Source organism: Bacillus sp. EAC (assembly GCF_002156875.1).
Classification (GTDB): domain Bacteria; phylum Bacillota; class Bacilli; order Bacillales; family Bacillaceae_G; genus Gottfriedia.
In genome coordinates this window covers 1-22,214 of the sequence record NZ_NCSY01000003.1, presented here as the reverse complement: position 1 = coordinate 22,214, position 22,214 = coordinate 1, and the positions used below count along the sequence as shown (strand labels likewise).

22 protein-coding genes are annotated in these 22,214 nt (G+C 33.3%); 17 read left to right on the top strand and 5 right to left on the bottom strand.

Annotated features, from left to right (window positions below; all coding sequences use genetic code 11):
• The first annotated feature begins 420 nt into the window (after positions 1 to 420).
• The 4 genes from B7R65_RS06370 to B7R65_RS06355 all read left to right on the top strand — a co-directional run bounded on the left by B7R65_RS06370 (position 421) and on the right by B7R65_RS06355 (position 3,980).
• A complete protein-coding gene (locus tag B7R65_RS06370; RefSeq protein WP_088041937.1) occupies positions 421 to 996 on the top strand; it encodes a TetR/AcrR family transcriptional regulator in 576 nt (191 codons plus the stop codon).
• A 504-nt stretch (positions 997 to 1,500) separates the two neighbouring features.
• On the top strand, positions 1,501 to 2,703 hold the full coding sequence (locus tag B7R65_RS06365) for an MFS transporter (protein ID WP_088041936.1): 1,203 nt from the start codon (positions 1,501 to 1,503) through the stop codon (positions 2,701 to 2,703).
• Positions 2,704 to 3,062: 359 nt separating this feature from the next.
• Positions 3,063 to 3,491, top strand: coding sequence for a universal stress protein (locus tag B7R65_RS06360; protein WP_088041935.1), 429 nt, complete (start codon positions 3,063 to 3,065; stop codon positions 3,489 to 3,491).
• 174 nt (positions 3,492 to 3,665) lie between these two features.
• A complete protein-coding gene (locus B7R65_RS06355) occupies positions 3,666 to 3,980 on the top strand; it encodes an iron-sulfur cluster biosynthesis family protein (protein WP_088041934.1) in 315 nt (104 codons plus the stop codon).
• 556 nt (positions 3,981 to 4,536) lie between these two features.
• On the opposite strand, the gene B7R65_RS21890 is transcribed toward B7R65_RS06355, so the two are convergent.
• The gene (locus B7R65_RS21890) at positions 4,537 to 4,656 is read right to left on the bottom strand and encodes a hypothetical protein (RefSeq protein ID WP_306298452.1); all 120 of its coding nucleotides are present in this window, start codon (positions 4,654 to 4,656) and stop codon (positions 4,537 to 4,539) included.
• A 228-nt stretch (positions 4,657 to 4,884) separates the two neighbouring features.
• Between B7R65_RS21890 and B7R65_RS06345 the strand changes: the two genes are divergently transcribed.
• Positions 4,885 to 5,709, top strand: coding sequence for a MerR family transcriptional regulator (locus B7R65_RS06345; RefSeq protein WP_088041933.1), 825 nt, complete (start codon positions 4,885 to 4,887; stop codon positions 5,707 to 5,709).
• Between the two features lie 480 nt (positions 5,710 to 6,189).
• Positions 6,190 to 6,489: a hypothetical protein gene (locus B7R65_RS06335; protein ID WP_218780402.1), complete on the top strand. Its 300-nt coding sequence runs from the start codon at positions 6,190 to 6,192 to the stop codon at positions 6,487 to 6,489.
• Positions 6,490 to 6,671: 182 nt separating this feature from the next.
• Here B7R65_RS06335 and B7R65_RS06330 read toward each other — a convergent pair whose 3' ends face one another.
• Entirely contained in the window at positions 6,672 to 7,511 is an 840-nt protein-coding gene (locus tag B7R65_RS06330; RefSeq protein WP_088041931.1) for a tyrosine-type recombinase/integrase, read from the bottom strand.
• A gap of 334 nt (positions 7,512 to 7,845) precedes the next feature.
• Between B7R65_RS06330 and B7R65_RS06325 the strand changes: the two genes are divergently transcribed.
• A complete protein-coding gene (locus B7R65_RS06325; protein WP_088041930.1) occupies positions 7,846 to 9,429 on the top strand; it encodes a fatty acid--CoA ligase in 1,584 nt (527 codons plus the stop codon).
• A 250-nt stretch (positions 9,430 to 9,679) separates the two neighbouring features.
• Here the strand turns inward: B7R65_RS06325 and B7R65_RS06320 are convergent, their stop codons facing one another.
• Both B7R65_RS06320 and B7R65_RS06315 read right to left on the bottom strand, forming a co-directional pair.
• The gene (locus tag B7R65_RS06320; RefSeq protein ID WP_088041929.1) at positions 9,680 to 10,600 is read right to left on the bottom strand and encodes an alpha/beta hydrolase; all 921 of its coding nucleotides are present in this window, start codon (positions 10,598 to 10,600) and stop codon (positions 9,680 to 9,682) included.
• A 109-nt stretch (positions 10,601 to 10,709) separates the two neighbouring features.
• Positions 10,710 to 11,402, bottom strand: a complete 693-nt coding sequence (locus tag B7R65_RS06315) for a helix-turn-helix domain-containing protein (protein WP_088041928.1) — start codon at positions 11,400 to 11,402, stop codon at positions 10,710 to 10,712.
• 272 nt (positions 11,403 to 11,674) lie between these two features.
• Here B7R65_RS06315 and B7R65_RS06310 point away from each other — a divergent pair, with 272 nt between their 5' ends.
• The 3 genes from B7R65_RS06310 (at position 11,675) to B7R65_RS06300 (ending at position 15,126) form a co-directional block, all read left to right on the top strand.
• Positions 11,675 to 12,508: an SDR family NAD(P)-dependent oxidoreductase gene (locus tag B7R65_RS06310; protein WP_088041927.1), complete on the top strand. Its 834-nt coding sequence runs from the start codon at positions 11,675 to 11,677 to the stop codon at positions 12,506 to 12,508.
• Positions 12,509 to 12,641: 133 nt separating this feature from the next.
• Complete coding sequence (locus B7R65_RS06305; RefSeq protein ID WP_088041926.1) at positions 12,642 to 13,538, top strand: 3-hydroxyacyl-CoA dehydrogenase; 897 nt, start codon at positions 12,642 to 12,644, stop codon at positions 13,536 to 13,538.
• A 190-nt stretch (positions 13,539 to 13,728) separates the two neighbouring features.
• The gene (locus tag B7R65_RS06300; protein ID WP_179194791.1) at positions 13,729 to 15,126 is read left to right on the top strand and encodes a DUF1254 domain-containing protein; all 1,398 of its coding nucleotides are present in this window, start codon (positions 13,729 to 13,731) and stop codon (positions 15,124 to 15,126) included.
• Positions 15,127 to 15,610: 484 nt separating this feature from the next.
• Here the strand turns inward: B7R65_RS06300 and B7R65_RS06295 are convergent, their stop codons facing one another.
• Complete coding sequence (locus tag B7R65_RS06295) at positions 15,611 to 17,086, bottom strand: spore germination protein (RefSeq protein ID WP_088041924.1); 1,476 nt, start codon at positions 17,084 to 17,086, stop codon at positions 15,611 to 15,613.
• Between the two features lie 191 nt (positions 17,087 to 17,277).
• Here B7R65_RS06295 and B7R65_RS06290 point away from each other — a divergent pair, with 191 nt between their 5' ends.
• The 7 genes from B7R65_RS06290 to B7R65_RS06260 all read left to right on the top strand — a co-directional run bounded on the left by B7R65_RS06290 (position 17,278) and on the right by B7R65_RS06260 (position 21,796).
• Positions 17,278 to 17,991 carry a hypothetical protein gene (locus B7R65_RS06290; protein WP_088041923.1) on the top strand — a complete coding sequence of 238 codons (714 nt, stop codon included), beginning with the start codon at positions 17,278 to 17,280 and terminating at the stop codon, positions 17,989 to 17,991.
• Positions 17,992 to 18,126: 135 nt separating this feature from the next.
• Positions 18,127 to 18,591, top strand: coding sequence for a hypothetical protein (locus B7R65_RS06285; protein ID WP_088041922.1), 465 nt, complete (start codon positions 18,127 to 18,129; stop codon positions 18,589 to 18,591).
• Positions 18,592 to 18,838: 247 nt separating this feature from the next.
• Positions 18,839 to 19,312, top strand: coding sequence for a hypothetical protein (locus B7R65_RS06280; protein WP_088041921.1), 474 nt, complete (start codon positions 18,839 to 18,841; stop codon positions 19,310 to 19,312).
• Between the two features lie 138 nt (positions 19,313 to 19,450).
• Positions 19,451 to 19,780, top strand: coding sequence for a hypothetical protein (locus B7R65_RS06275; protein WP_088041920.1), 330 nt, complete (start codon positions 19,451 to 19,453; stop codon positions 19,778 to 19,780).
• A gap of 193 nt (positions 19,781 to 19,973) precedes the next feature.
• On the top strand, positions 19,974 to 20,444 hold the full coding sequence (locus B7R65_RS06270) for an NUDIX hydrolase (RefSeq protein ID WP_088041919.1): 471 nt from the start codon (positions 19,974 to 19,976) through the stop codon (positions 20,442 to 20,444).
• Between the two features lie 145 nt (positions 20,445 to 20,589).
• Entirely contained in the window at positions 20,590 to 21,129 is a 540-nt protein-coding gene (locus B7R65_RS06265) for a 2'-5' RNA ligase family protein (protein ID WP_088041918.1), read from the top strand.
• A 157-nt stretch (positions 21,130 to 21,286) separates the two neighbouring features.
• A complete protein-coding gene (locus B7R65_RS06260; protein ID WP_088041917.1) occupies positions 21,287 to 21,796 on the top strand; it encodes a 2'-5' RNA ligase family protein in 510 nt (169 codons plus the stop codon).
• Positions 21,797 to 22,214: the final 418 nt, after the last annotated feature.

The following is a 22,214-nucleotide window of genomic DNA, read 5'->3' as shown; positions in this document are numbered from 1 at the left end:
GTGAATGTTTTCACTTAAACTAAATGGCCGATTAGTTTAAGTGAAAATATTCACAAACTGGACCGTGCTTTTATATTTGTAAAACCTAAATTCATCCGTGTTTTTCTAATATCGGACAAATTTTAACGAAAGGGAGTAATTTATTTTACCATTTATTTGAAGTGTTAACACTTCAAATAAATGGTAAAAATGGATAGATAGAAATAAAGATAATAAATTCCGTTAAAGAAGTGAGTTAGTAATTTGACGCCTTTTAATATAGAAAATACTTAATCGTTTAACATAAGTAACGAACACTTATTAAACCGCAATTTTGAATTTAGAATCCTTTATCTGTCAAACTCCTTTTAAAAAGTGTATTACTGATTATACAATGTTTATTTTTAAGTATGCTATAATCTTTCAAAAGGAGGTACTAGCGTGGCAAGACATAAGGAATATGATGAAAAAGAAGTTTTACAAAAAGCAACTGAACTATTTAGGTATCAAGGTTACGAAAAAACCTCATTGCAAGACCTTGTTTCTCATATGGGGATTCACCGAAGAAGTTTATATGATACATTTGGTGACAAACATACACTATTTATTAAAGCATTGGAACATTATGATCACAAAATGAAGAAAAAAATGGATATACAAGTTAAGAATTCATCAACTGTGAAAGATGCTATTAGAAGTATATTAGAAATGACCATTTACCAAGATAACGAAAAATCGGTTGGTTGTTTGACAATTAATAGTGCAGTTGAGTTGACTTTACATGATCAAGAAGTAGCAGAAAAAATTGAACAAAATTTTTCTAAAACAGAAAAAATTATACTTGAATTACTATTACGTGGACACGATTCAGGAGAAATTCCTAAACACCATGATATAGAAAAACTATCTCAGTTTATTCATAATTCTTATGTAGGTTTACGAGTATTAGTCAAAACAACTAAGGATAAAAATAAACTTAAAAATATTATTGATACGACACTCTCTGTATTAGATTAGGACCGGATTTCTAATTTTATAGTGAATGAAAAATAGTTATCTAAAGACATTAACTTTTTTTGTTGCTATTTATTTTAATAATAATTCGAGAACGAACGGTAAAAAATAATTCTTTACCGTTCGTTCACAATATGTTATAAATATAAACGTCGAAGGAAGTTAATAATTGCATTGATGAATAGCCAATAAACAATTAAAAGTATCGGAAGCTAATATAAATAGCTTTTATGTATTGAGTTTCGAAAACAAGGGTTAATTAAAATACAATTATTGGAGCATGAATTCAGCCTGAAAAATTTATATTAATGAATTTAAATAACTGCGAACTTTAACAAATCGTGATATTCCCGAAACCTGAGTATATCCTTTGTTAATCGCGGAGTTGTGGAGGTTTGTATTTTTAAGAATGAACATTCTCAAAAGAGTGACGAAAGGCTATAGAGTAAGAAAATTGTTAATAAGGTTATAAAAGATAAGAATTAAAATTAAGAATTAGAAAGGAAAATGAATGTGAAAAGAATGTTATTAGTTATATTATTGATGTCTTGTGGAGCAACTTTTGTAACTCCATTATTTCCTCTGTATAGCGAATATTATCAATTAAACAGTTTGCAAATTACGATTTTGTTTGCTATCTATGCTGCATTCCTGTTACCGACTCTACTTGTTGTGGGGGCAAAAGGAAGTGCTTGGGGACTGAAAAAAGTTCTTAGCATTAGTATTTTGATTTCAATAGTTTCAACTTTGCTCATGATTGGTAGTACAGAAGCGTGGATGATATATGTTGGAAGAAGTTTAGAGGGAATTGCGTATGGTTCGTTTACTGGTACGTCTGTGGCTTTTCTAATTAGACAATCAGAACCCAAAAAAATTGGTAAAGCTATTAAATATTCAGGAGTTACTGTACTTGTTGGCTTTGGACTTGGACCAGCAATAGCGGCTTTCATGTTACAATATTTGCCTATTCAACCACTTAGATTACCATTTTGGATCTTAATAGGATTATTAATTATCTCGAATGTCATACTAGGATCTCTACCAAAGGATGTAGTTACGAAAGAACAAAAGCTTGCAAAACATAAGATATCACTTGGCGTTCCAAAAAAAATACGTTCTCACTTTTGGTCGATGTCTGGACTTGCTATTTTTACAGTATTTACGATCCAAGGAACAGCACTTGCTCTAATTCCTACTTTCGTGAAAAATGTTATTCACACATCTAATTTATTTATTTCTGGTTTGATCTTTTTAATTCTATTAGGTGGTGGTGCATTCGCACAGTTTATTCCTAGACCTTCTCAACCTGTTACACGTATTAGATGGGGGATCTTGCTTTTAGTTATTGGTTCTTGGTTGATTGTTACATCTGGTTTTATAGCAAGTTTACCATTATTATGGATCAGTATATTCATACAAGCACTTGGTGGTGGATGGACTTTCCAAAATGCACTATTTTTTGCAGGGCAACTGCCTGTACCTGAAGCGAAACCACGTGTGATTTCGGCTTTCTGGATGTGTGCGTATATAGGGTTTATTGTGCCTCCTGTTTTTGTTGGAGCACTTACTCAAATTTTCAATTTAAACATTTCTCTTATCGTGCTAAATCTGTTTTCTTCCTTGATTGTCGTTTATGTCTTGTTATATTCAGTTCGATTTAAACGTGAGAGATATAGTACAACAGTTCCAAATAAAGGAGCTTCAAGATGATATGTAATAATGAACGGAGAGGGGGAATGCAAACAAACCATTAATTTTTATTTGGATATTTGAGAATGAACGTTCTCAAGTTGGGTCTTCAGCTATTAGTTACGATTAAAGCAACTGCAAATATGGTTTTATAGATAGGAGAATCTCCCCTATGATTTCGCGATCAATTAAAAAGTTGCGCATACAATGGAAAATCTTTGAGGGATTCTATTAAAAAGCATCAAATTAAAATATGTTATTAACGATCGCCGTCAAGTTTTGTCATCAAAGCGGAGGATCTGATCTGATTAATAAAAAAGATAATCACCGTCATAGGTTTTATCTTAAAAATAAGATTTTATAATAAGGGGAGTGACAATATGTATGAACGATTTTTGGTTCCAGTTGACGGATCCGAACACTCTAAACATGCATTGAAATCGGCAAAAAGGTTGGCGCAAAACATGGGGATAAATGCCCGTATAACGCTTCTTCATATCATTCCTAGTAACAATATCAATACAGTTGCTTTCGGAGTGGATATTGATATTGAACAATTGCAAGTAGAGGAAGTTAGGAGGATTTTAGATGAATCCGCACAAGTCCTTTCAGGGTCATCTATACAATATGATAGCGAATACCATATTGGAGATCCTGCAGAAATGATATGCAAGAAGGCAAAAGAGGGAGATTACGATCTTATCGTAATGGGTAGCAGGGGACTTAGCCTCTTTTCAGAACTGCTCTTGGGAAGTGTAAGCCATAAAGTGGTCCAGCATGCGAATTGTGCTGTAATGATTGTAAAGTAAATAAGAGGTGATCGTTACCCCAAGTACTAAGAGAAAAAGTACAAGAAGTAACCAGGTTTTATTATAGAGTTTTTAAATGGTGAATTAATTAATCAAGCTAAATCGTATGGATATTATTAGTGTTATTATGGTTTGTTGTTAGAACAATATCCTTACTGTAAGGAGGGTTTATAAGTGGATTTTCAAATAACTGATTCTGCAAAGGAAGTATTGTGCAATAAAATGAATGAGAATCAATTTATTCAATTGTCATTTGATCGTGGGAGCTGTGACATAGTAAATAATATTTACGAAATGAAAGTTATTAACAAAAGACCAAATGACGCATATGAAAAAATTTTAACAGTAGATAACATTGAATTTTTAGTTAATAATGACTTTGAAGAAGTGTATGATAATCAATTAGTAATAGATTATTCAAACGAATCATTTATCTTTAAAAATAAAAACCAAATATTTAATAATAAAATAGGCCTTAGTTATGTTTAGTATTAAACACGCGCCATAGGTAGTCATAAAATATTAAGGTTCAAAAAAATTGAAGAGGTAAAACCAGGAAGGTGTTTTAGCATCCTAATGGAGAGGGTAAGTTCCACTCTCTGAAGGTTAACTGAAATATTTGAAGTGTTTTAGTTACACTAAATGGAAGGGTGTTTTTTTCATCTATGTTAAAAATGAGTTGTTACACTCGGCGGCAGTTTAACTCATTTTCAAAGAGAGGCTTTGCTGGTTGCTGGTATTATTTTATTGAAAGACAAGCAAATGAGTAAAACGAGTACTTTTTTAGGTGAATGAAATATAATTCAAATGGAAACTGCAGAATCTATAGGTGGAGAGAATAGTGCACCAAGAAATGGCTGAGGCATTAACAATAGGACAGAAACAACTGTTGTTGTAATTTGGTTAGAATAAACGTAAAAAGGCAATATCCCAAAATTGGTGATGTTGCCTTTCTTTTTTTATGAGCAGCGCGAATATAATCTAGTAAAGTCACTCGCGGCTATTAATACTTACCTTTTAATTAAATTTGCCGGGGTTTCTCCTTTTATGCAGATACGAGATTAGCTGCAGCTAACATCGCCATTTTAAAGCGAATTTCGTAAGTGGCAGAGCCGATATGCGGCAAAGTAACAACATTCTTCATTGAAACTAGGGGATTATCCATATTAATTGGTTCTTTGACAAATACATCTAATCCTGCACCGTAATTTCACCTGTTTGGAGGGCATGAATTATCCCGTTGCCGTTTTTTATTAAAATTCGGAAAATGTGGTTTGATTAAAAATTCACTTTTGTTGCAAATATAGGTGATATCGGTTTGCAATGTTTTTTTTGCTTGACTTTCCACTTATATGGAAGGTTTATAATTCTAGTACAGAAAGGAGTGAATCAAATGTTTAAAATCAGCGAGTTTTCAAAGTTAAGCCAAGTTCCCGCTAAAACATTACGATTTTATGACCAACTTGAACTTCTCAAACCTGCCTATACCGATCAACAAAACGGTTACCGTTACTACAAGAGCGAACAGCTACTTGATCTTCATCGAATTCTGGCGTTTAAGGATCTTGGTTTTACACTTGGACAAATCAAACAGCTTCTGAATGATAATGTATCTACTGAGGAAATTCGCAGAATGTTTCGACTTAAGCAGAAGGCGCTGCACTCGCTGATTCAGTCTGAAATGGAGCGTTTAAGGCGTATTGAGGTAAGACTGGAGCAAATTGAACGGCAAAGTGACGGTCTTTCTCATTACGAGGTTGTGGTTAAGAAGGTCGAGCCCTTAATGGTTGCAACGCTTAAAGAGACCACGGATAGAGCAAGTATTCCTGGGTTATTCGAAGAAATCGACGAATATTTAAAATGGAATGGAATTCCGCTACCTGTTACCCATATGGTGTTGTGGTATAGTTGTACGAAGTGTGAATACAGTATCGATTTGGAAATAGCTTGCCCAATCCCGCGCAAGCTTCAGGACACGGCTCGCTTTCAGACGAAGGTGTTGCCGGAAATGGCGGTTGCGTCAGTGACACATATGAGCAGTCCAGATATATATACACCAGTTAGCATCGATCTAGGTTCCTGGATTGAGGAGAACGGCTACCGAATCATCCCGGAAATACCGAGCAGGGAAGTTTATCTATCAACTCAAGAAAACAACAAATTGCGGTATGTGACCGAGAGTCAGATGCCCATTTTGGGATCAGGGTTCATTCAATAACCATTTAGCCACAATCGATAAAGTAGTTGTTGCTAAAATTTTTTACAAAAAGAGTACTAGTTACTTATTTCCACTCAAAGGAAGTAAATGAACTATTGTCTAGAATCTATAATCCAAAGGGATTTAAAACACGTTTTAAATAATATCATTTAAAAGATTTTCAACTCAAACAAATCCGTGTGAGAGGAGAATAATATTAAATGAAGCTGAACTTTAGAAAACATTTAGATGAAAATTTAAAGTGGTATTTTTTAGGTTTTATTATTCTATTTGAAATACCTCCTATTATATATATGTATTTAAACGATATTAGGATAGATTTAAATGGAGGCTATACGACTCTATTAGTCTTTTCATGCTTGTTATTATTTATTATTTTCACAAGAAATAAATGAAATGAGTTACTAATACAATTAGATTTAGTTAGCCCAATAATCCGATATTTTTAATGCTGATTATAAAGTTGAAAGCTTAAAAAATTTGGAAAAATGGTACTTTGAGTTATATGAAAAGAATGAATTCAATAAGCTGGGAATAGTTAGAAATGAATTTGAAAAAGTAATGGCGATTTATTTTGGAGAAGTAGTTGTGAAAAATAATAAAGATGCAAACTGGGAAGTAGAGGAATACCCTTTTGTACCAGGAAAAAACACCATTGGAGTAAGTAATGGCTTTATGAGTATGTCTTTAGGAAATGGATTTATGGACCATTATAGTGAACCAAGTAATAAAAGAAGAAACGCTTTATTTAGAAGGTACAATCATTATTTTTATAATTGAAACGTTATATCTTATTGAACTAACTGGCGCTTTAGTTGAACAAGATCACAAGTCGCTAATGCGGCTTTTTTTATTGGACTAACTGGCAGTTTAGTTTAAGTGTAATCCTTCACAAAATGGGTCGTGTTTTATAATTGAATAATATATTTTATAAGTAAAAGGACATTTTTTAGGTCCTATTTTTAAAAGTATTTACTATAATGATCATGTCGTTGTTTTCCACTTAGATTGGCATAAATGCGTGTTGTTTCACTCTTTTCATGACCTAATAAACTTTGTATTACTTCAAGAGGAGCACCATTATCCATTAAATGAGTGGCATAACTGTGTCTAAGCTGATGTGGTGAAATTTCCTTATTAAACTCTGAACGTAATGAACAATTTTTTATGATATATCGTGTTTGAGCGATACTTAATCTGTGAGGGGCTCTTTCTGTTACAAATAGTGCGGCATCTTCATCTTGTCGCTCATTTAAATACCTATTTAACCAAATCTCAGATCGAAAATTGAAGTAAACTTCTCTTTCCTTATCACCTTTTCCTCGTACAATCACAGAGTTATTAGACCAATTGATATCTTTTCTATTAATTAATACAATTTCACCTATCCTACATCCTGTTGAATACATAAATTCAATTATTGCATGCTCTTTTGCAGTTTGACATGCTTCGCGAAGGTGTTCAATTTCTTTTTCAGTTAAGAATTTAGGGATTCGAGTTCCGAACTTCGGTTCTTTTAGTTTTGAGGAAGGATTTTTTTTGATTTTACCTTCTTCATGTGCCCAACGAAAAAATGACTTAATAAAACGCACACGATGTGCAAGACTTGCAGGTTTTAAGGTTTCACCAACCTTTGCTAGATACTGTTTCAATCCATCAGTAGTAATTTTGTCAATTGCGATATCACCAAAATGTTGAATTAATAGATTTGATTGTATTTGATAAGCTTGTAATGTAATTAATGAATATCCTTCAATTAATTTATCATTATAGTAACTTTGCCAAGTAGTAGATAATAACATTAGTAAAATTCCTCCAATAATTCTTTCTTATAATTATTATTGACGAAAATCTTAATTAAAAGCCCGTGTGAACAGTCCATTGCTGTTGTTTTATTCACCTACCTGGAAAGTTAGTTGAGATAATAGTAAAAAAATCTTTTTATAAAATCGGAGAAATGTTAAACAGGAATGTAGCTTTACGAACTAGAATTATTAGTATGAATCATATTTTGAAAATTCGAACAATTATTAAGTTAATTTTATATAAGTTGGTGAATTGGAGAGATGTGATGTGAGTTTCAGAAAAGGGAGAGCGCTTGAGTGAGACTCATAGTTTAAATCGGGAGGTATGGCGATGACAATCACTATAGGTAAAATCTTTGACTTAGCGGTTAAAAAGTTCCCAGGAAAAGAAGCTTTTTACGATACTAGAAGTAAGCTTCGTATGACATATGCAGAGTGGGATAAGGAAGTGAACCGGCTAGCAAATGCATTACAGTCGGAAGGTGTGAAAAAAGGTGATCGAGTCTCAACGTTTTTGTTTAATCGGGAGGAATTGGCGACAGCTTTTTTTGCCTGTGCCAAGATAGGGGCAATTTTCAATCCAATCAATTTCCGTCTCATGTCTGAAGAAGTTGCTTTCATTTTACAAGATGCCTCTCCGAAGGTTGTTCTATTTGAAGAGAAATTGGAACCAGTCATATCAAGAATTGAAAATCGATTTCAACACATATCTTTTTGGTATACAGATCAAGAGGCTCCTGAATTCGCAAAACACTATAGAACGAAAGTAGCACAAGCTTCTGATCAATTCAAAGCAGAAAAAGTGGATGAAACGGATACATATGCGATTATGTATACAAGTGGGACGACAGGTAGGCCAAAAGGCGTTATACATCGGCATCGTGAAATGGTGGAACAAAGCTTGGTGTTGATTCAGTCTACCAAACTTTCTCAACATGATCGAGGGCTGATTGTGGCTCCAATGTTCCATTGTGCTGAGTTGCATTGTTTTTTCTTGCCACGTGTTCATATTGGCGCTTCGAACGTATTCATGCACCATTTTCAACCTTCCCAAGTTTTGAAGGTAATTGAACAAGAAAAAATTACAAAATTCTTTGCAGCCCCTACCATGTGGAATATGCTTCTTCAGGAGGATGTGGATAAGTACGACATTTCTAGCTTGAATCTTGGATTGTATGGGGCAGCACCTATGGCTCCTGTACTTGTCAAAGCTTGTCAGGAGAAACTTAATGTAAATCTAGTTCAAGCTTACGGAATGACTGAAATGGGTCCTGCCATTACGATTTTAGCTGAAGAAGATCAAATTCGAAAGGCTGGTTCGGCTGGGCAAGCTATCTTGAATCATGAAATTCGAATTGTGAGACCAAATGAGGACGGTCCTTCTGATCCGGAAGATATTCTACCTTCTTACGAACCTGGTGAGATTATTGTCCAAGGCCCAAGTATGATGGCCGGATATTTCAATCGAGAAGAGGCAACAGGAAAAGCAATGTATAAAGGGTGGTACCATTCTGGTGATATCGGTTATCTTGATGAAGAAGGTTTTCTATTTGTAAAGGACCGAGTGGATGACATGATTATTAGCGGAGGTGAAAATGTATATCCACGTGAAGTCGAAGATGTGTTATATGGTCATCCTGGTATCCTTGATGTTGCAGTCATCGGTCAGCCTGATGACAGATGGGGAGAGTTGGTCATAGCTTTTGTAGTGGCTAAAGACCCTAATCTATCAAGTGAGGAACTGGACCTTTTCTGTAAAAATAGTGACAAACTAGCAAACTATAAGCGCCCAAGAAACTATATTTTCTCTGATAGCATGCCGAGAAATGCTAGTGGGAAAACTCAGAAATTTATCCTTCGGCAAATGATAGAAGAAGAAATTGCCCAGAAAAAATCTTCTTCAACTACCTTATAAGTTGTTGTGATTTTTCATAATTTACCAGAATTTTGTCAAATTCTCCGGAATGAATAAAAAATTTCTATGAATTAAAGGGAAAGGGAGGAATTATCCTCCTTTTTTTCATTAAGACCAATTAATTACTGTTAAATCAAATGAAACATTGTTTATTCATAAATTAGATAAGTGCTTGTTCAACTAACGAGCACGTTATTTGCATAAGCATTATTGTTTATTTCTCATTGATTAATCACCTACTGAGGAGCCTTTACATTTGAGGACAAAAACCATGGCGCTTAAGAAATTCGATTTGAATGGCAATATTCTTCTCGAAATAATCTCCAGTATAGGGCTCAAAATGAGTGCATTCAAGCATGTGGAACTCTGCTTCTTTTATTTTAGTTGCTACGCGTCTGGTAGTCGCTGCTGGTGTTACAGTGTCTTTGCTTCCTGCTATGATTAATGAAGGTACTAGTATCCTGTGTACACTGTGAGAGGGGCTGTACATCGGAATTTTAAGAAATACCCTAGCCAGTACTTTGTTTTCCCATCGGGATCCTGGGGGTACCAATTGCTTAAATCCTTCCCAGCTTCCCTCAGAGTTCATAGCCGCAAATTCTCCAGGCTTTCCGAATACAGGGCTGTAATAATGACTTTTGAACAACGTGTTACTTAGAATGTCACGCAATGCTGCGCCAACAGCTTTAAGAAGATCGCTCGTTTTCATAGCTAACATGGTGGGAATTCCACTTACATGCGGAACTTGTGCAATCACTGCTGCAATTGAAGGTTGTTTCCCCGCAATTGTTAGAACATGTCCACCTGAAAGAGAGCTCCCCCATAAAATGATACGATTAGCATCAATCTCAGTCAAAGATTTGACATGTTTCAGTGCCTCGTAATAATCCTCTTGATGTCTCTTTGGATCTACCCAATGGCGAGGCTCCCCCTCGCTATCCCCAAAATTTCGATAGTCAAAAAAGAAAGCGGCTACACCAGCTTCTACAAATCTTTCTGCAAAAGCATCTAATCTGAAATCTCGTGTACCAGCAAACCCATGAGCCATGATAATGATGGCAGGATTATTTATTCCTATGGGTAAGTAAAGCGTTCCTCCGCATTTCAATCCTCCACTAAGAAACGTGGAGTTAATAGCTTTAAATTTAAATGTTTTATTTACTGTACTCACATTTGTTTCTCCTTTCAATACTAGATGATCACTATCGTGTAAACGGTTTCAAATCCATAAAAAATACAATGTTTCTAATAACCAACTATAATGTCGCTTAAATCAAATTTTAAGTATTGGACGGATCATTTTCGGAATGCAAGATAATCAATTTACGTCGATCTTCCACTTTTTTCTTTTGCAATATTTTCCGCACATGGGCCTTCACTGTGTTTTCACTTATAAACAGGTTCTTGGCTATCTCTTTATTGGTCAATCCCCTTACTATTAGCACTAATACTTGATTCTCGCGTTCTGTAAGAGGTTCATTAGACTGCTCGGAAACTGCAACTTTTGGACTTAGGCTTCCTTGATTTGTTAACAACTGAACCAACCTGCCAATTTCATGAATCATATTCTGTTCTTCAGAAAGTGTGAAAATTTTCAATGTACCTAGATAAAACTTCCAAGGGGTTTCCATCGTATTCTCAAGCAGCCATTCTTTTTCACCTTCACATAAATAAAAGCCTGTAAACAAAAAGTATTTCTGATGATCCACAGTAAACGGATACAGAATGATATTTGGACGAAGGATAATTTTCGATCTTAAAACCACTGGATCTGTTAATGAATTAAACTGCTCGATAATTGGGAGGCAAAATTCTTGGTTTACTTTGTCTCCATAGAACTCCATTGACTTCTGATGTCCTTCACAATAATTAATAAATGGAAATAGTTCGTTCCCTCGTGAATCGTATATTTGTCCCGCAAATCCATGACGATAACAAAATAGATCTAATATATAAGCCCAATTATTTTGCAATTTTAATCACCTCCGTTCAAGTATATTACTTAATTTTGATTTATTGAAAATTTAGTTAATTCTGATTTTAAATAGTTTGATAGAGGTGGACAATTACCCGTTAGAGTGATAATCACAGGATTAATCCTATACCAAAAGAATTAACTCGGGGTTTACCACCCTTTCGGGTAATTGTCCGATAGTTTACTTTATTATAATATTCTGGGTAAGGTTTATTTTTTTGAATTTTATGAAAATTAATAGTTTTTTAATGTCGAAAGGAGTATAAAGATATGAAATGGATGGTTCAAGGACGTGTAGCTTTAGTAACGGGTGCTTCAAGAGGATTGGGTGCGGGACTTGTGGAACGGATGGCTAAAAGAGGAATGAAAGTAGTACTTTTCGGGCTTGAGCCTGAATTAATGAAAGAGGTTGCGACGCCATTTGGTTCCAAAATGCGTATCGTCGAGGGAGATGTAACTTCTCTTGAAGATTTAAAAGGAGCAGTGAATACGGCTATTTCAGCTTTCGGTAAGCTGGATGTCGTGGTAGCAAATGCTGGAATTGGTACGATAGATCCTTTGGAAAATATAGACCCAAATAATTTTAGAAAAGTAATTGACGTTAATCTAATAGGAGTCTTTAATACTCTACATGCTGCTGCTCCTAGTCTTAAAGAGTCTAAAGGTTACGCAATGGTAGTTTCTTCGATGGCTGCCTTTATCCAATCGCCTTTGAATTCTCACTACACTGCTTCTAAGGCAGCCGTATTCGCGATGGCGAATTGTTTCCGGTTAGAAATGCGACCTTTTGGAGTTGATGTAGGAACGATCCATCCTAGCTTCGCCAATACTGATATGATGAAAGAAATAGAAGTCGTACCTGGTGGTAAACAATTGTGGAATGGTAACAAGGGAGTCTGGGGGATGTTGGAACCCGAGGTAGTCATCGACGCCATGGAGCATGCTCTTCTTACAAGAAAACGAATGACAGTAGTACCTAAGAAATTCTGGCTTGCTGCAATGTGTCCTAGCTTCGCTCAACCACTAATTGAACGATTTTTTACCAAAAATAAAATTAAGGAAACATTGACAGCTTATACCGCAGGGAAGTCATTAATGAAGTAGCTGATATATGACAATAAAAAAGGTCTGCTGAAACATGAATCCGGAAGAATTACCTTTGATTCTATGAGTTGAAAACTCTGAAGTGAAAGTTTTTAAAGCATACCCAATTAATAACTAAAAAAGGAGAATTTCTATGAAATATCATAATGTTACTGTTGCAGGTAGTGGTGTTTTAGGAAGTCAGATTGCATATCAAATTGCTTTTAAAGGTTTCAACGTAGCTGTATATGATATTAATGAAGAATCATTAAACACTGCAAAAGATAGAATCTTAAATTTGAAGGCACGTTATCAAGAAGATTTAGGAGCTACTGCGGAAGAGGTTAATACTGCTTTTAATCGAATTTCCTTCAGTTGTGATTTATCAAAATCTGTTGAAGAAGCAGACCTAGTAATTGAAGCGATTCCTGAAGTTGCTCAAATTAAGACTGATTTTTACAAAGAGTTAGGGAAAGTTGCTCCTGAAAAGTCAATTTTCGCAACGAACACTTCCACTTTATTGCCAAGCCAATTTGCTGAAGCGACAGGACGACCAGCAAAATTTCTAGCTCTACACTTTGCTAATGAAATTTGGAAGAACAATGTTGCAGAAATCATGAAACACAATGGAACGGATATAAATGTGTTTAATGACGTAATTGAATTTGCTAAAGCCATTGGTATGGTTGCTTTACCTTTACATAAAGAGCAACCGGCTTATATTATGAACACTTTATTAGTTCCTTTTTTAGAAGCTGCTACGATGCTCTTATCTAATGAAGTTGCTGATATAGAAACGATTGATAAAACATGGATGATCGCAACAGGATCCCCCATTGGACCTTTTGCTTTTTTAGACATTATAGGTCTTAGAACCGCTTATCACATTGCACATACAAAAGCGGAAGCGTTAGGTGATCAAGAGTCTGAAAAATTAGCTAAGTTATTGAAAACTGAGTATATCGATAAAGGAAAACTTGGAAAAGAAACAGGAGAAGGTTTCTACAATTATCCCAACCCAAAATTCATGAAACCAGAGTTTTTAAATTAATACAGGTCACTCTAAGGAGTCAATACTTTGGCTTCCTTGAATCATCCAAGTTTCGCTAATACTGATATATTGAAAAAGTACAAGTCGTACCTAAATGATTTATTCGAAAAATCTAAAAAGGTAGGTTAAAAAATATTATATTTTCTTAATAATAAAAATGAAAACGTTGTCAGAAAGGGGTCTTATTTTCATGGAAAAAGAAAAAAAACTTTTAATACCCGTAATAGGCTTTCTAACATCAATGGCTATTTTTGCAGGGAGTGTGTTCGCTAATACGGCACCTAGCCCTTCACAAAATGAAACCTCCGTATTAGCAGTTCAGAACCAATATCTTGAGAATTTAGCCTACAGTATTGGAGTCCAGGCATATATATATGGTTATCCTCTTCTTGAAATGGCAAAAACGATGCAAAGAACATCAAAAAATGTTCCACTGAACACTTTTGTTCATGCTAGAAATTTAAAAGACGATACGTTTAGAGACGTTGTTCAACCTAACAATGATACGCTCTATTCCAGTTCATGGCTTGACCTTTCAAAAGGGCCAATCGTTTTAAGCGTTCCTAATGTGAATGGTAGATATTATTCTTTTCAATTTATGGACATGTATACGAATTCTTTTCACTATGTTGGAACACGTACAACAGGAACAAAAGCAGGAAAATATGTTATTGTAGGACCGAATTGGAAGGGAAAAATAAATAAGAATTCAAAAGTGATCAAGACTCCTACTAATATGGTTTGGCTGCTAGGACGTACATTAGTTGATGGAGAAAAAGATTTATCCACTGTGCATGCTATTCAAAACAAATATACACTAACACCATATGATAAAAAACAGTCTAGACCTTCACTAAATCTGCCTACTATTTTAGAGAGTGATTACAATGATCCAGTACGTTACTTTGGAATTATGACTCAATTAATGAAGTTATATCCTGCGCCAGCAAGAGATGCTGCGATGTTATCTCAATTTAAATTAATTGGAATCGATCCAAATAAAGGGTTCGAAACAAGTCAGGATCCTTCAATAATGGCGGGACTTGGACGCGGTTTGATAGATGCACAGGATATTATTGCAAAATCTTTATCTATTGTAGGAAAAACGAATAATTTTTGGACAGAATATTACGATGTGGGGACATACGATACGAACTACTTAACGAGAGCTGTAGTTGCACGCTATGGATTAGGAGCTAATATACCAAAAGAAGCTATCTATCCATTTACTCAAATTGATAGTAACGGTAATCCTCTTAGTGGAGAGCAAAAATATATTATACATTTTGATAAAAATCATTTGCCACCAGTAAATGCTTTTTGGTCGTTAAGCATGTACGGATCAGATTTTTTCTTTGTTAACAACCCGATAAACCGTTTTTCTATTGGCGATCGAACAAAGGGTCTTAAATACAATGCTGATGGTTCATTAGATATATATATCCAAAATGCTGTACCAGTAGGGCATGAATCTAATTGGCTTCCTTCACCAAAAAATCATTTTGTTCTATCGTTAAGAATGTATATGCCTAAACAAACTTTACTTGATGGAGCATATCAGATACCAAAAGTACAAATACAGTTTTAATGTAATTTATGAACCAGCTGGATCGACGCATACTTTTGTTTCTTTATTTTTCTGATATGACCGTAACCAACGTTATTTAGGAAAATGTCTTTCAAAATAAATAAGTAATGACTAGGTATATAAAAAAGGAGAATTCCTATGAATTATAATAATGTAACTATTGCAGGTAGTGATGTTTTAGAAAATCAGATTGCATAACAAGTTGCTTCCAAAGGACTCCATGTAGCTGTATACGACAATAATGATGAAGCATTAACCATATTATTGGGTTTAAAATATACTCATTTGCAATTGGAACAGTTATGTAATTTCCCATGGTACTCATATGGTTACTAATTAGTACAACATTTTTTTATCTAATGAAGGGTACTTATGCAACTAACGCATGCGTTAGTTGCATAAGAATCAATGTTAAAAGGATTATGTAAAAAAAATATTCTTTTATAAGATCCTTTTCCATGTTGTTTCTAAACTACATAATCTGTTATTCTTTATCGTCATGTGGATATTTGTGTGGACTGTTAATTAGTTTCTTTAAATCACCTCGATAAAATACATCTTTGAATTCTTGTGGTCGAAATGGAATAATTGGTGCTAAATATGGCACACCGACTGAACGCAATAAAGACAAATAAATAATCAAAAATATGACTCCGATTCCGATTGCAGTTAAACCAAAAAAACTACCGAAGATTAAAAATAAAAATCTCAAACTGAATGCAGCATTATTCATGCCTCCAGTAGCAAACAACATATTGGTTAGAAATGAAATACCTACAATAATCAAACTTAATGAATGGATTAAATTGGCATCGACGGCTGTCGTACTAATAACCATAGTTCCAACCAACGAAGCCACAATAATTAAATCCGTTTGAATTCGAAAGGATATTAAACTCATTATGTATAATATGAGCAGCAACAGTGACACTTCCCCAAAAAAAGGGAGAATGGTTTCTGAATGTGTAAAATATTTTTTGGCAAATTTTATAGGAAGCCAATCTTCATGAAAATTAGCAACCGCAACATAGATACCTGGCAAGAGGATTGACAAAAAGTAACAAAAAAACAAGATAAATCGATTTGAGAGTCTACCGTTTTTGGTATAGTATTCATTCGGTTCTGCCATATACTGAACAAATAATGAGGGAACAATGATAGCTTGTGGAGTACCATTTACTAATACCGCTATTCTACCTTCGTATAAGGCAGCAGCTGCGATGTCAGGCATTTCTGTGTTGAAAACAAGAGGGAAAATGGATTTCTTCCTTCCTTCCAAAACATCTTCTATCACTCTCGATTCTAAAACGTATTCGACATCTAATAAATCAATCCGTGATCGAACTTCCTCCAACGCAATCGTATCCACTTTATCTTTTAAATAGACGATGGAAAGGTCCGTCTGTGCAAAACGTCCGATTTGTTTCATTTCCACAACTAAATTTGGCGAAAGAATAAAATTTCGAATTAAATTTATGTTCACTTTTAATTGTTCTGACAGTCCAATCATGGGACCGGCAGGTGAACGTTGCCTGCTACTTTGTTCAACTGATCGTTGTTGCCATTGAGTGGTTTCTGCTATGACAATTTGATCAAACCCAGCAACCATTAAGAGCGTTTTCCCTCTTACAATTCCATTTACAGCCGTTTTAATCGACTGACTAATTTCTACTGAAGGTGATTGAATATGATGATAGGCTAAACTTTTCATTACGTTTTGATGATCCAATTCATTTGAATTCCTAATTTGAAGTAAAGGTGAAATGATATTATCACGAATAGCCTGTGAATCAACTAGATTTTCAATATATAAAAGTACACCTTCGTACTTTTGAGCTCCACCAATTTGAAGTGGTCTTATAGACAAGTCAGCCGTGTTATTCAATGTTTCTTTAATAACTTCGATATTCTTATTGAGACTAATCGTAGCGTTTAGTTCATCACTTGGTTTAATTTTCATTCACCTCTAGTCACTGAATCATTAATTCCCAATATTTAGTATGTGCTAAGTTGTCCTTACGATTCAGACATATCTCTTATTCAACTAACTGGCGCGTTAGTTACATAATCGATAATGAAAAATTAAAGTATTTTTATGAGAAACTAAGGTATAATTTGTTTTAGTTTATTTACTAAGAAAGAGTGAACTTTATGGGAAGAAAGAAGAAGGAACTACAACTTGATTTTACATTTGTGGATGATTTTCATCCTTCATTTAAATCAAAATTAATTACACAACTTACTGAAAGCGGTACAAAGTTATTAGGTGAATCCATTACAAATTGTTTGTGGGGCATATTAATCGATGAAAACAGTGCAAAATTTGCTAAAGAGGGACATGGTTATACAAAAGTTAGTGCAGTTGATTGGAGATCTTTCAGTAGAGAAGTAACCGTTAAATGGTGCACTTCTGACCAAAAAATTATTCGCCCGGTTGATAATGTAGAAGATATAGATATTACTTTTAGCTGGTGTGAAGATTTTCCAATTAAATCTATAAAAATGCAATCTAAGAAAAAGACGATTGTTGTTGATTCTGAGATGTTTCCCTTTGAAGTGGAATATTCAGGTTATATAGAATCAGACATATGCCTTGAAGTAAGTCTAAATAGCACTGAATGTGACGATGATAAACAACTTATAGTTGATACTCTAAAGAGAGCGTACGATAGTTGGAATCTTGAATCCGAAAAATCAGGCGATAAATATATTAATTATATGCGGTATATAAAGAAATACAGAAAAAAATATATTACATATTTTGATTTGGGAAGTAGCGGTATAGAAGGTATACATTTTTTAATTCAATCATTAGCAAATAATAAGGACTTGGACATCGGAAAAGTCTTTGTAAAACAATCATAATATTTAACTAAACTGATCGTTTACGTCATAATAACTTATAAAAATCGTGTACTACTTAATTAAATACCTTATGCAACTAACTGGCGCGTTAGTTGCATTAGGATATTAAAATATACTTTTATGGGGAATGTACATATGGATAGAAACATTAGCAACGGAGTTATGGATCAGGTATTTTTTGTAGATGGAAGTCTAAGAGATATTTATGTGTTTAACGTAGATTTAGACGAGTGGCAGAAATTATATGAATTCATCCATAGTTCTCACTGGAATATTGTTTTATATAAGGATGGACAAGTATCGGAGTTTAAAGAAACAACTGTTAATAAATTATTTAAAGAAAAAGAGAATCACAGTATTATGATGGCTATTAATATTAAAGGTGTTTTGATAAATTGCTATTTCTTTTCAGAAAATGAAATTGAGTTCGATATTGATCCAAAAGAAGTTAATAGTGAGTCTGAAGCTAATATAGTTTTCGATTTTATGAAAAAAATATCAAACGTACTTGGAAAAGAAAGTATTCTTACTGTAGAAAGCGATCCTGATAAACCATTAGTAACAGTTCACTCAGATGGAACTTTACTAATTAATATCTAATACAAGTCCTTATTCAACTAACTGGCGCGTTAGTTGTATAAGTTAGTAAAAGGCTGTCTAATTTTAGACAGTCTTTTTAATTTCCAAGATATCAACATTTATTTTCAAAGAGACAATATTCAGTAAAGAAAAATCTTTTTTTTGTACTACTATATAATTACCTAACATATTTTTAGTCGAATAAAGGGAAAATGGGTTCAATTGTTTAATATTTTAGTTAGATTAATAAAGGCCAAGGGGGATTTATGTGGAAGATAAAATTAAAAGTATAGTAGCGTATTTATTATATTTGATTATATTAGGTGTAGTAATCTCAGTGGGTTTAAAGCATCAGAGTAATCTATATAAGCAAAGTAGTATTACTTATGATTTATTTGATTATTATAAATTTCAAACTTTATTTCCTTTAATTATTGGAGCAATATTGTCGATTCCTTATAATATTAAAAACTTGCTCAAACAGGGACTTTGGAAATTCAATTGGGTTAGATTTATTGTACTAGGAATTCCAGCCTTATATTTTGTTATTACCCCGTTCTTATATTTAAAACAAATAATTTCTATGAAATTTCCATTAATCAAATACATTATGGGAGGGTATTTTGGAAATTCAACATCTACACTAATTGCAATAATTGGAATAGCAGCAGGTTATTTTGTACTTACATGCTTTGAAAAACAAAATACTAGTGAATCCGCAAATAGTACTTATTTTAACTAAAAATATAAATTAGATAATGAGTATTTCTGATTTTGTTCTATACCTATTTAAAATCCTATTGAACTAACTGGCGCTTTAGTTGAACAAATCGATTTTAAAATATTGAAAGAGTTTATAAGGTTGTGAGGGAAATGCTCAATGGTTAATATCCGTAGATACGATACTAACATAGCTAATGTTTATACTTACTTTGAATTTGAGGAACTTTTTCAATGGGAAGATTTTGATATTTTGCTGACTATCTTAACTAACCAGCTTAATTTCGGGATAAAAGAAAATTATGATGGAATTTGGTCTAGACATTGCAAATTAGAGAAAGAAGGTTACTTTTTTGAATTGATGTATCATGAGGATTTTGGTAACTGCCTATGTAGCCAATTTAAAAAAGATGAAATTTTTTACAAATACCTTGAAAAGATTGCGAATTCAGTAGTTGCAGAATTGAGAAAGATTAAGTGGAGAAATTAAAATACTGCCAAGCAAAAAATTTAATTAAACAATTTTTCTTATTCAACTAACTGGCGCGTTAGTTCAATAGTAATTGACTGTTTCGACAGTCTTTTTTTTGTGCTAACTGGCGGTTTAGTTAAATTTTAAAAATTCAATAAATAATATGTTATTTATGGTAAAGTTACCTTAAATAGTTATAAAGGAGATTACAATGGGTGATTACATACAATATATTAGAAGTTTTGTAGGGAAAAATAAAATAATAATGGTTGCTTCTGGAGTATTTATTATTGATTCTGAAGAACGTGTTCTATTACAACTACGCTCTGATATTAATAAATGGGGATATCCAGGAGGATTCATGGAGCTTGGGGAAAAAGTAGTTGATACAGTAAGAAGAGAAGCATTTGAAGAAACTGGATTAAATTTAGGTAATTTGGAGTTATTGGGTATTTATTCAGGTACTGAACATGAGTGTACATTTCCGAATGGTGATCAAGCTGCAGTATTGAAAATAACTTTTATTTGCAAAGATTATGATGGTGCAATAGATCTTAGTAATGAAGAATCATTAAGTTTGAAATATTTCCCACTCAGCTCATTACCTGATATCTGGGAAAATCAGAAACCGGAATTTGAAGATTTATTATTAAGACATAACAATAAGCCATTTATTAGATAATTATTCAACTAACTGGCGCTTTAGTTACATATTAATTGGAGATGTCTTGGGGCATCTCTTTTTTATTTTAGTAGTTAAGTAATTAGAGGGAAATTAATATTTAATGAGAAATATTAGTATAAATAAGTATATTTGGAGGAAATAAATGCAGTATTTTATTGGAATAGTCGCACCAGATGAATATATGGAAAGAACTATCAAATTCCAACACCAATGGGGGAATAATGCTCTAACTAATGTAGTTGAACCACATATAACAATAAAAGCACAAGGTGGTTTAACATCCGATAAAGATTGGTTAATTCAAGTTATGAAAGTTTGTGAAGATTTTCCACCTTTCGAAGTATCACTACATAAGCCTAAGTTCTTTGGTAAAAGTGTACTTTTTTTAAGTGTTGAATCTACAGAAATACACAATTTACATAATAAACTTGTTCAAGCAATTTCTCCTTCAGAAGATTTAATTAAGAAATATTTAGAGCTTGAAAACTTTGTACCACATTTAACATTAGGACAATCAAATTATGGATTAACAGTTGAAGAATTAGATGAAATGGCTAAAAAAGCTGAAAATGAATTAATTCCTTATCCAACATTTATGGTGAATTTTTTAAGGGTATATCAAGAGATAGAGCCTAATAAATACATAAAATACATAGATATTCCTTTAAAGTATCAAAGTTAAACTGTAGAAACTTATTGAACTAACTGGCGCGTTAGTTCAAGATCACGAGTTGCTATGGCAGCTCTATTTTTTTGAAGTAAATAGCTGTTTGTTGAACAAGGACTTAAAGTGATGCTTATGGAATTAATTAATAAGAGCTTGAAAAGGAGCATTTTCAATGATTAATAGATCGATTTGTATAATTCCACAATTTGATAATATAGAAAAAATTAATGAAGTTAGAAAGAAATATGATAGTTTGCACGATTTAATCCTGCCACATATCTCACTTGTTTTCCCATTTACAAGTTCTATAGTTAAAGAGGATTTAATGAAACATATTAAAGAAGCTGTAGCTTACGTGAGTCCATTTGAACTTACCTTACAAGGAATAACAGGGAATAATAATCAATATTTATTTCTTAATGTCAAAAAAGGAAATGACGTACTAATTGAATTACATGATAGGCTATACACGGGTATATTAAAAGACTTTCTATATAGGAATGTTAGTTATATTCCTCATATTACCGTTGGAAGAATAAATAAAAAGGAACAGTTTGAAAAAGTTATTGATGAAACACAAGATTTTAATTACATATTTAATACAAGAATTTCAGAATTAACGGTTGAAATAATCGAGGAAGATGAAAGTTCAAAAATCGAATTTAAAATTGAATTAACGTAAAATCCTTATTGAACTAACGAGCGCGTTAGTTGAAAAGTTGCAAAGGAGCTGATGATCATTCAGCTCCTTTTTCACTTTACTTAAGTTTTGATTAACAACAATGTGATAAACTGTAAAAAGTAATTTATATTGGAGGAAACAAAATTAATGAATAGTTCATCAATTAATGTAGGGGACATTATTTATCAACTTGTAATTTTAGGATTTTTCGCTTTTATTATAATCCTTATAGTTTCATATTTCCGTACTAATAAGAAACGCAGGAGTCAATTGGATAGGATTGAAGAAAATTTAAATCTTTTAACTGAGGAAATTAAGAAATCTAACAAGTAATGGAGCTACTTGGTTTAGTTTTAGGCTTTCCCGGTTTCGTACAAACATCGAATTACTTCTTATTGAACTAACTGGCGCGTTAGTT

Bases quoted from the DNA above. Each gene is read 5' to 3' on its own strand.
- B7R65_RS06365 (WP_088041936.1), top strand. From the start codon at position 1,501: ATGAATGTGAAAAGAATGTTATTAGTTATATTATTGATGTCTTGTGGA.
- B7R65_RS06360 (WP_088041935.1), top strand. From the start codon at position 3,063: ATGTATGAACGATTTTTGGTTCCAGTTGACGGATCCGAACACTCTAAA.
- B7R65_RS21890 (WP_306298452.1), bottom strand. From the start codon at position 4,656: ATGGATAATCCCCTAGTTTCAATGAAGAATGTTGTTACTTTGCCGCAT.
- B7R65_RS06345 (WP_088041933.1), top strand. From the start codon at position 4,885: ATGTTTAAAATCAGCGAGTTTTCAAAGTTAAGCCAAGTTCCCGCTAAA.
- B7R65_RS06330 (WP_088041931.1), bottom strand. From the start codon at position 7,511: ATGTTATTATCTACTACTTGGCAAAGTTACTATAATGATAAATTAATT.
- B7R65_RS06325 (WP_088041930.1), top strand. From the start codon at position 7,846: ATGACAATCACTATAGGTAAAATCTTTGACTTAGCGGTTAAAAAGTTC.
- B7R65_RS06310 (WP_088041927.1), top strand. From the start codon at position 11,675: ATGAAATGGATGGTTCAAGGACGTGTAGCTTTAGTAACGGGTGCTTCA.
- B7R65_RS06305 (WP_088041926.1), top strand. From the start codon at position 12,642: ATGAAATATCATAATGTTACTGTTGCAGGTAGTGGTGTTTTAGGAAGT.
- B7R65_RS06300 (WP_179194791.1), top strand. From the start codon at position 13,729: ATGGAAAAAGAAAAAAAACTTTTAATACCCGTAATAGGCTTTCTAACA.
- B7R65_RS06295 (WP_088041924.1), bottom strand. From the start codon at position 17,086: ATGAAAATTAAACCAAGTGATGAACTAAACGCTACGATTAGTCTCAAT.
- B7R65_RS06290 (WP_088041923.1), top strand. From the start codon at position 17,278: ATGGGAAGAAAGAAGAAGGAACTACAACTTGATTTTACATTTGTGGAT.
- B7R65_RS06285 (WP_088041922.1), top strand. From the start codon at position 18,127: ATGGATAGAAACATTAGCAACGGAGTTATGGATCAGGTATTTTTTGTA.
- B7R65_RS06275 (WP_088041920.1), top strand. From the start codon at position 19,451: ATGGTTAATATCCGTAGATACGATACTAACATAGCTAATGTTTATACT.
- B7R65_RS06270 (WP_088041919.1), top strand. From the start codon at position 19,974: ATGGGTGATTACATACAATATATTAGAAGTTTTGTAGGGAAAAATAAA.
- B7R65_RS06265 (WP_088041918.1), top strand. From the start codon at position 20,590: ATGCAGTATTTTATTGGAATAGTCGCACCAGATGAATATATGGAAAGA.
- B7R65_RS06260 (WP_088041917.1), top strand. From the start codon at position 21,287: ATGATTAATAGATCGATTTGTATAATTCCACAATTTGATAATATAGAA.